Origin of the sequence: Cupriavidus sp. UYPR2.512 (genome assembly GCF_000379565.1) — a bacterium.
GTDB lineage: Bacteria > Pseudomonadota > Gammaproteobacteria > Burkholderiales > Burkholderiaceae > Cupriavidus.
The window spans coordinates 1-7,986 of sequence record NZ_KB902889.1 but is presented as its reverse complement, the minus strand read 5'-3'; the positions used below and the strand labels follow the sequence as shown (position 1 = coordinate 7,986).

Below are 7,986 nucleotides of genomic sequence, written 5' to 3'. Positions count from 1 at the left end.
CCGATGAGATTGCCCGCAGCGTCGGCTATGCCATCTCGCAGCAGAAGCGCAAGCTGATCGAACAGGGCTTCGGCTGGGTCAAGACGGTCGGGCGCATGCGTCAGGTGATGGTGCGCGGCTTGAAGAAGGTCGACCAGATGTTTGTGCTTAGCATGGCCGCTTACAACCTCGTGCGGATGCGAACGCTAGGACAAATCCGTCCGCAGGGACTGTAATGGGAGCAAGGAAGCTAAAAATGGGCATCAAACCGCNTGAAAATCGATGAAGTGACGCCCGGCTTCCGGATTATGAAAAATACGAGGCATGTGCGTCGCGCAGGGGGAAGCTTTGCCCCGCCCGCAGCGAGTACTTCAGCGGCCTGCTAAGTCAGATCGTTCGCCGCTTCATCGGGCATCCATCAGCTTGAGAATAGTAAAGTGATCGGATGCCTCATTATGTAGGAGAAATGGATGAATCTCATTACTGGTTTCGAGTCTGCCGAACTCTTTGGCGGCACTGTCCCGCCCGCTGTTCTACAGTTGATCAATACAATTCGGGGTGGGGGCAGTGACAAGGCGGAAGTCGCCTTATGGACGGCAGTTCTCTCGTTCCCGAACTGTCTGCCGCCGTACTATCTGCTGTATAAGTTCCAAGCAAACCACGGTGAGCTTCGCAAAGCGCAGGAGGTGGCCAGCAAAGCCCTGGTAGCCGCTGCGCGACAAGCCTCCATCAACATTGATTGGCGTGCGGTAGAACCGGGCGACACCGACTTCACAATTTCCGGCCCCGGGCGCTTCTGGCTCTTCACCCTGAAGGCCCTGACGCTATTTAGTATACGCCTCGGCGACCATGCCATGGCGCTCCAGCTGATGAACAAGCTTCGCAAGCTGGACCCCGCCGACAGCATCGGCTTGGAAGTCGTTGAAGCCCTGCTCGCTCATTCAGCTTCCAGATAGCGCCAGGCGACATGGAAGGACCATACGGTATATCCTTCGCCCCAGCCAGGGTCGAACGTGTTTATGGTATGTGGATATGATTCGAACGTCTTTCTATGGACCTGATGCCGACTGACCGCCTACTTGTAAAGTGTGGTCTTTTGTCACTCAGGCCCAAAACAATCTTCGAAACTGGGGCAAACGCTGCAGCTCGGAGCCCTGCAGACGAATAGCGCATCGCGTTCACATAGCTGTTTGTAGAGGAACTTCTTCCACTTCATTCCGTGGACATTCTTTTCAGCGAGCAGGGGGAACCAGTACTTAAGCAGCTCAGACAGTTCCACCCGGGAGGGAAGGCGTAAATTTTGCCACAAGTGTTTGTCTTTCAAACACGCGGAAGCCAGTGCATGGGAAACGCAGCGCACCTCGTTGGGTGTACCGGCGCGCGGATCTGCGTGCGCCTCAAGCAAGGTTACGAGATCCTCGACCTCATCGTAACGCGTTTGGTCTTGCGAGGTCGTAGTCGCCCTATTCAATTGCAAAGATAATGCATCATCCGCACCTGGAAACCAGTGTGCAAGCAGCCACCTTGTCTCGTTCGCATCAAGTCCCCTTATGGGGAGGGCATGTACGTCCCCTTCAACGAGGGCCGAAGAGAGAATGCCAGCAAGCGCAAGCACCGTGCAGTCATTGGCATCTACCGCATGACGCATTAGAGTCCTGTGGAAGTCCATGGGCGTCCTCTCTGATACCTAGGCCGGCGCGTGCGTGTAGCACTTTTTTGGACAAATCTTCGCGCACGCAGTGCAACCTATGCAATCCTCGCGACGGGCGATAGTCATAACCTTCTTCTCGCATTCATCCTCGTCCTCGTCCTCAAGGGGAATAAGGCTCCCGTCCTCGCTAACCCCCACCAGTTGAAGGACACCGCGAGAACACACACGAAAGCATCGGCCACAACCGATGCATTTGTGCTGATCGATCGAACTAACAAAGTTCGGCGTCCAGATCGCGCCGCTTGGTAGCGTCACGGAAAAGTTATCGCTCACGTCAATTCTCGCACTATTCACTTGTAAGCCGCTCCGGCGCTCTTTCGCGCCTCCATCAATGCGGCATGGATTTCGTGGCAGCGTCTGGCAACGATTAGGATTTTCTCCCAACTAGCCGGCAACTCTTCGGATAGATCATGTAGATCCATCTTGGCTTGCACAGCCAGCGCATTCAGTTTTTTTAAGCGCGCTTTTTCTTCCTCAGGATCCTTTATCTTACCTTCCCTGCCAGGTTCCGTACCGAGCACTATGTGGCGCGAAGCGAAGTCGTCTTCTTTGCAATAGGCGCGGCTATCGGGCAACTCGTCGTCCGCTGCAAAATCGTATGACGTGCCAACGTCCTTCTTAATCGCCTTCCTTAACCACGGCGGCGGTGTTCCCTTTAACACTTCCTGGACCTTTCTCAAAATCACCTCAATCGGCTCTGCCTGTGCCACCTTGACAGGATGGATCTTCAACGCAACCACGCGCGCCGCCCCAGCGCCTCCAATTGCTGCAACGTACAAGATCGCGCAGTCACGGATGACTTCGAGCCTTCGCCCCAACTTTTCTTCGTTGCCATGCTTCTGCGGCGTGTCGCTGAAATCGAAAACCTCGATAAACTTGTGCCCCGCCGCTGTCACGTCGTAGACCACGATATTCTTAGCCCACCCGAAGTGCGCGTCAACATGCACCTTATCTTGCGTGGCGAATGCGATTTTCATGCATGCTCTCCTTGTGGAATCACTTAGTGGCTGGACGGAATCTCGGCATCAGATCCGGGAACTTGCCACAATACGATGGAGGCTCGCGGGCAGAGGCCAATCGCTCGGTGCGCGGTATTTAATCTGCTCGAGCATCAGGTTTGCAAACTCGAAGATCAGTTCCATTGTGCCTCGATAGCCAATTTGACACCGATGTGCGTTTCCCACGCGGTCGAACACAGGGAAGCCTATGCGCATCAGCGGCTTGCCGAGTCGCGCGGCCATCTGCCGTCCATGCGAATGAGTAATTAGCACATCGCAATTGCCACCCGCGCGCTCCATGTCCTCCAGGTCCCCCAGCACCACTTCGCTTGCGGGCAATAGTGCGTGCGCGGCAGATGCAGTCGTGCTGACGCAGACCGACAATTCGGCCCCCATCTCGTGCAGCAGTGAACCAATCGAAAGGAGCAGGTCAGGCTCCGCACCGATTGCTACCTTTATGCCACCCGTGTAGAAGTGGCTGTCTAGCATTGCATCCAGCAGTTGGTTACGCTGCCGCCGGTACTTTCCTGGAATAGCTCGGCCTGACAACTGCGCAAGAAGCCGCAGCAGCCGGTCGTTGGGCTCCAGTCCCGTGAGGCGTTCGAAGATTTCGAATGGCGTGCCAGCTATTGCCTGTAACGCTCGCGCACCAGCGCGAGTTTGCTCCCCAATGCCGATTGTGAAAGAGGATGCACCGGCAGCGTGGATTTGATCGAGCGTAGTCCCGCCCTGCGTTGTACCCCGCCATTCTGAAGCAAGATGACCATCAAGCGAACCGGAAATGTCTGGGAGGATTATTGGGTCTAGGCCAAATGTATCGACTATCGCGCGCAGCTCTTCAATATCACGTGGCGACAAATGGCTACCGGGCAACACGTTAATTTGTCGATGAATAGTAGGCAGTGGCTTGACTAGTGCCATCACAATCGCCGACACAGCCTTGCTGTAACCGTCCTCGAAGGCGCCAGCGTAATCTGGCGTCGAGACGTACACAATTTCCGTATCGATCAGTTCTGGGTTACGCCTGCGTATCATTTTAAGATAACCACCAAGATCCTCGCCAGTGGTCTCGGTGAGACCCGTCGAGCAGACTACAACGATTCTTGGCGCCTCACGCTTGCGAATATTAAGCAACGCTGTCTCGACATTGTCATATCCACCCAACACGGCAGAGACTTCATCCATCGCTGAAGTCTGCAGCGGGATAGCTTCCTTGAAATGTCGCACAAGCAACACCAAGCCAAACGACGTGCAGCCTTGCGAGCCGTGCATCATAGGCACGCAGGCGTCGAGTCCCATAGCCGCATAGCTGGCACCGAGTGGCTGGCTTGTTTTTAACGGGTTTACCGTGCACGCTTTTTCAGATTTGACCACGATAGCCAAAATATCTCCCCCCTCTTAAGGCGCCGGAACGGGCCGAGGTGCGCTCACTGGATTCTGCAGCGGCTTTGTGTGCAGAGTACACTCCCCCTGGCTGGAATCGCTTAACCAAATGGCTTCATCGTCGTCATGCCACGGCGCGGGAATGCGCACCTGTTGCCAGACCGGGTTACAAATGGCGCGGTCAATCTCATGCACCAACTCAACGATGCCTTCATATCCGGCATACGGATGATGGCGCTCTTGATTAACGTCGAGCCAAGGCATGCGCGCCTTCAATGCGACAAACTGTGACCGTCCCCCGGACAGCATGATGTCGGCCTTCGCGTCGCGCAACATCTTGTACATCTCACGCGCCGTCATGTTGTCAAACATGAACGCGTCCTGTCCCATGATCCCCTTGATTCTTTCTTTGTCCTCCTTGGTGCTCTTCTTCACGCTTGTGCCAATGATTTCAAGGCCGGCCTCCTGCAACGCAGCTACAACTGACCAGGATTTCACCCCCCCGGTGATAAGTAGCGCACGTTTGCCTTCAAGACGCTCACGGTACGACGCAATCCGTTCCCATGCGCGCCTCTCCTCAGCTTGAATCAAGCGCTCCGTACGGGCTAGCAGCTCTTCGGATGCCCCTCGCTGTACCAACAGACTTGCGATCTGGCGGAGCGCATTGCTCATGTCGCCAATGCCATAGAATGAGCACTCAAAGTATGGAATGCCATAGCGCTGCTGCATCTTCGTTGCGACATGGACCATCGACTTCGAACACACCACCATGTTAGCTCTCGCGCGGTGCGCACTTGTAATGTCGCTGTATCGACCATCGCCAGTGATGCACGACAAAAACCGGATGCCAAGCGCGTCAAAGAGCGGTTTCACTTGCCATAACTCGCCTGACAGGTTGTACTCACCGATGACGTTGATGTCTGTCGGCGTTGTGTATGCCGGCTCATGGGTACCTATGACATAATTCAAAAGCGCCTCGCCGCCAAGTTTGTTGCCGAAGTTTTTTGATCCAGAGAACCCGGGTGCGTGGACCGGTATGACGGGCCTGCTGAACTTTTCTGAAGCCTGCTTGCACACTGCGTCTATGTCATCACCGATCAATGCAGTAACGCACGTCTGATAAACAAAGACCGCTGGCGGATCGTACTTTTCAATGATCTCGCGCACGCTACTGAATAGGCGCCTCTCACCGCCATAGATCACGTCGAACTCATTGATGTCAGTAGTGAAGCCGGTGCGGTAAAGTGTTGGCCCTGATGACGCCGCGTGGCGATTGTCCCAGGAGTTGCCTTCGCATGCGATCGGCCCATGCACGAGGTGGGCCACGTCAGCCACGGGCTGGAGTGCAATTTTCGCACCGTCGAATGCGCAGCCGCCAGCGGCCGCCCCCGGCAAGAGCTGCCTCGAACAGCCCTGCTTACGCCGCTCCTCGCTCTTTGCCCGGTTCGTCGCACAACCAGGTTGGTCGAAAAGATCGGCGGCCCTCGCCTTGCGCAACATATTTGACTCCTTACACTCTGCGGTTCACGAAGGGCAGCAAGTTGCGTACCATCATCGCAGGCGAGGATTTACCGCTATGCGGCCCCTGCGCGCACGCCGCAATTGTCGTTGTTGGATGCTCCTGCGACAAAGTTGGAACCGATTCCGACACTGTGCAGTCACGCAAGAGTAAACTCCTCTGCGTGTTTTCAGTTTTCACAGATTTCGGTGATAGGTCTGCGGGAAGCGTACACAGCGCATTTGTTGCCATCAGAAACGACGAAGCTCGATACCGTGCTTACGCAGTGCGTAACCAATCTGCCGTGGCGTAATGCCCAAGAGCCGTGCCGCCTTTGCCTGCACCCAGCCACAGCGCTCCATCGCCCAAACGAGTCGCTCTCGCTCACCTTGAGGTCTGTCGTTCTTGCTCGGCACGGTGAATCTGTTGCTATCGTGACTTGCATCTTCGATGACGACCGCAGCGGCCTCTTCGCTCCCAGTAGCGTTTGACGAGCGGTCAGGACGTACGGCATCTTCTCGCTCGATGTGATGCAACCCTTTTGTTAGACACCGATCCATCTCACAGAGGAATGAGAGCCGATCGATCGAATCTTGGAGTGCCATCGTCGCAGTCCTCTCAACGCAGTTCTCCAACTCCCGCACGTTACCAGCCCAGTAGCAATCCGAAAGCACGCGCAATGCTTCATCGGTGAAGCGCAGCGACCTGCTGTTGTCACGGTTAAATCGATCTAAGAAGTATTGGGCTAAGGCCGGAATGTCCTCACGGCGCTCACGTAGCGGCGGCAGACGAATGCTCACCACGTTGATGCGATAATACAGATCTGCGCGGAATTCACCCTCCTTCACCATTCGTTCAAGGTTACGATTTGTCGCAACGATTAGCCTCACATCAACCCTTACAGGTGTTGACCCACCTACGCGTTCGAACTCTCGTTCTTGCAGAACCCGCAAGAGCTTCGCCTGGAAGGATGGCGAAATGTCGCCAATCTCATCGAGAAATAGTGTGCCGCCGTGCGCTAGTTCGAATCGGCCTTTTCGTTGAGATTGCGCGCCAGTAAACGCGCCCTTCTCATGGCCAAACAGTTCGCTTTCCAAGAGTGTCTCTGAAAGCGCCGCGCAATTCACCGAAACAAATGGCTGATCCTTACGCTGAGACAAGCTATAGATTGCGCGTGCGATCAACTCCTTGCCCGTTCCGCTTTCACCCCTCAATAGTACTGTCGCCCTCGCTGGCGCGACCTGATGAACTTGCGCAAATACCCGCTGCATCGAGAAGGAACGGCCCACCGCATTATCAATATTGCGCGAAGGGAGATGCTCCTTCTGTGGACGTCTATATGCCTGCCCCGTGTTATCGCCTTTGTGGATGCCATCGCGATTAAGCAGCAGCGCTTGCCCCATAGGCGCTGCAACGACTTTCATGAGTTGGAGATCGCTGGCAAAAGCACGCTTTCCGTCTGGATTCTCACAAAACGCGACTAGAACACCAAGGGGTCGCCCTTCATGTCGGATTGGAGTTCCCAGGAGAGCGATATGCCCACCGTCTAATTCATTAACAGCTCCGAAACCGCCCGCGAGAAGCGGTTCGTCGTGCAACTCGGGCACAATAACAGGCGAATCACTCGAATGAATCCGTCCCACAATCCCCTCATCGGGTAAAAAACGCGCGCGCTCTCGCCAGCCCTCTGAAAGCCCCGTGGAACAAAAGCCAGTCAGATATCCGCCTGGCTCCACGACGGCGATGAACGCGGAGCGCCATCCTAGCGCATATGAAAGATAACGCAGGGATCTGTCCAACGTCTGTTCGGCATCCCGCGACGAGACTAGCGTCTGCACTACCTCGTACACCAAATCGAAATCGTTAGCACTCTCGCTAGCATAGAAATGCGGCATGGATTCAAACTCCCGGGATAACTTGTCAACGCCTTCGGCAGACGCGAGGTCGACATAACGACGCATCATTTGGCGCCGCGCGATGGCGAATTCGGACGCCACCAGTAAGTGGGCATCTACATTGTCGACAAAACGGACAAAATCGCAGCTGCGATGTCGGAGAGGCACGACAAGGACAACAACGCCCCTCCGTGCGAGCATAAGATACTAACTGAAAAAAACGGCGCCTTTAAGACAAACTCCGCGTCGAGGACGCGCGCCACGTCGGTGCCGGCTTATGCTGAGTGCCTCATATGATGTTCCATGACAACAGGAACAGAGAGCACACGATGTACGCAAAGCCTCATCTTTAGGTGCACCGTAGTTCTAGTGCAATGTTCCATTCTGTTTGGAACTTAAGCGGCGGTTGGCACGAATGACCTTCTGTAGGATGTCGCGAGCGCTCTTGGTCCAGATGAACGGCTTGGGGTTGGTGTTGTGGTGAGCGATGTACTCGTTGATGGCGTCGACCAGTTCCGGCAC

Annotated in this window: 8 protein-coding genes and 1 pseudogene; 2 read left to right on the top strand and 7 right to left on the bottom strand. The window is 55.3% G+C overall.

What is annotated here, in order from left to right:
- Together A3A5_RS0108795 and A3A5_RS0108790 are read left to right on the top strand one after the other, a co-directional pair.
- The coding region (locus tag A3A5_RS0108795) for a transposase (RefSeq protein WP_018310229.1) at nt 1-215 on the top strand (215 nt) is incomplete at its 5' end.
- A gap of 234 nt (nt 216-449) precedes the next feature.
- Nucleotides 450-935, top strand: coding sequence for a hypothetical protein (locus A3A5_RS0108790; protein ID WP_018310228.1), 486 nt, complete (start codon nt 450-452; stop codon nt 933-935).
- Nucleotides 936-1,078: 143 nt separating this feature from the next.
- On the opposite strand, the gene A3A5_RS0108785 is transcribed toward A3A5_RS0108790, so the two are convergent.
- The 7 genes and pseudogenes from A3A5_RS0108785 to nifA all read right to left on the bottom strand — a co-directional run bounded on the left by A3A5_RS0108785 (nt 1,079) and on the right by nifA (nt 7,464).
- Entirely contained in the window at nt 1,079-1,648 is a 570-nt protein-coding gene (locus tag A3A5_RS0108785; RefSeq protein WP_018310227.1) for a nitrogen fixation protein NifQ, read from the bottom strand.
- An 18-nt stretch (nt 1,649-1,666) separates the two neighbouring features.
- A complete protein-coding gene (gene fdxB, locus A3A5_RS41005; protein ID WP_081623837.1) occupies nt 1,667-1,963 on the bottom strand; it encodes a ferredoxin III, nif-specific in 297 nt (98 codons plus the stop codon).
- Between the two features lie 17 nt (nt 1,964-1,980).
- The gene (locus A3A5_RS44555) at nt 1,981-2,178 is read right to left on the bottom strand and encodes a CCE_0567 family metalloprotein (protein ID WP_232431297.1); all 198 of its coding nucleotides are present in this window, start codon (nt 2,176-2,178) and stop codon (nt 1,981-1,983) included.
- An 84-nt stretch (nt 2,179-2,262) separates the two neighbouring features.
- A pseudogene (gene nifX / locus A3A5_RS44550) lies at nt 2,263-2,667 on the bottom strand (nitrogen fixation protein NifX); the annotation flags it as partial.
- A gap of 48 nt (nt 2,668-2,715) precedes the next feature.
- Entirely contained in the window at nt 2,716-4,071 is a 1,356-nt protein-coding gene (gene nifN, locus A3A5_RS0108775) for a nitrogenase iron-molybdenum cofactor biosynthesis protein NifN (protein WP_026200593.1), read from the bottom strand.
- Nucleotides 4,072-4,086: 15 nt separating this feature from the next.
- Nucleotides 4,087-5,571 (bottom strand): nitrogenase iron-molybdenum cofactor biosynthesis protein NifE, encoded by a 1,485-nt coding sequence (gene nifE, locus A3A5_RS37970; protein ID WP_018310224.1) that lies wholly within the window; start codon nt 5,569-5,571, stop codon nt 4,087-4,089.
- Nucleotides 5,572-5,820: 249 nt separating this feature from the next.
- A complete protein-coding gene (nifA, locus tag A3A5_RS0108765) occupies nt 5,821-7,464 on the bottom strand; it encodes a nif-specific transcriptional activator NifA (RefSeq protein ID WP_026200592.1) in 1,644 nt (547 codons plus the stop codon).
- Between the last annotated feature and the right edge of the window lie 522 nt (nt 7,465-7,986).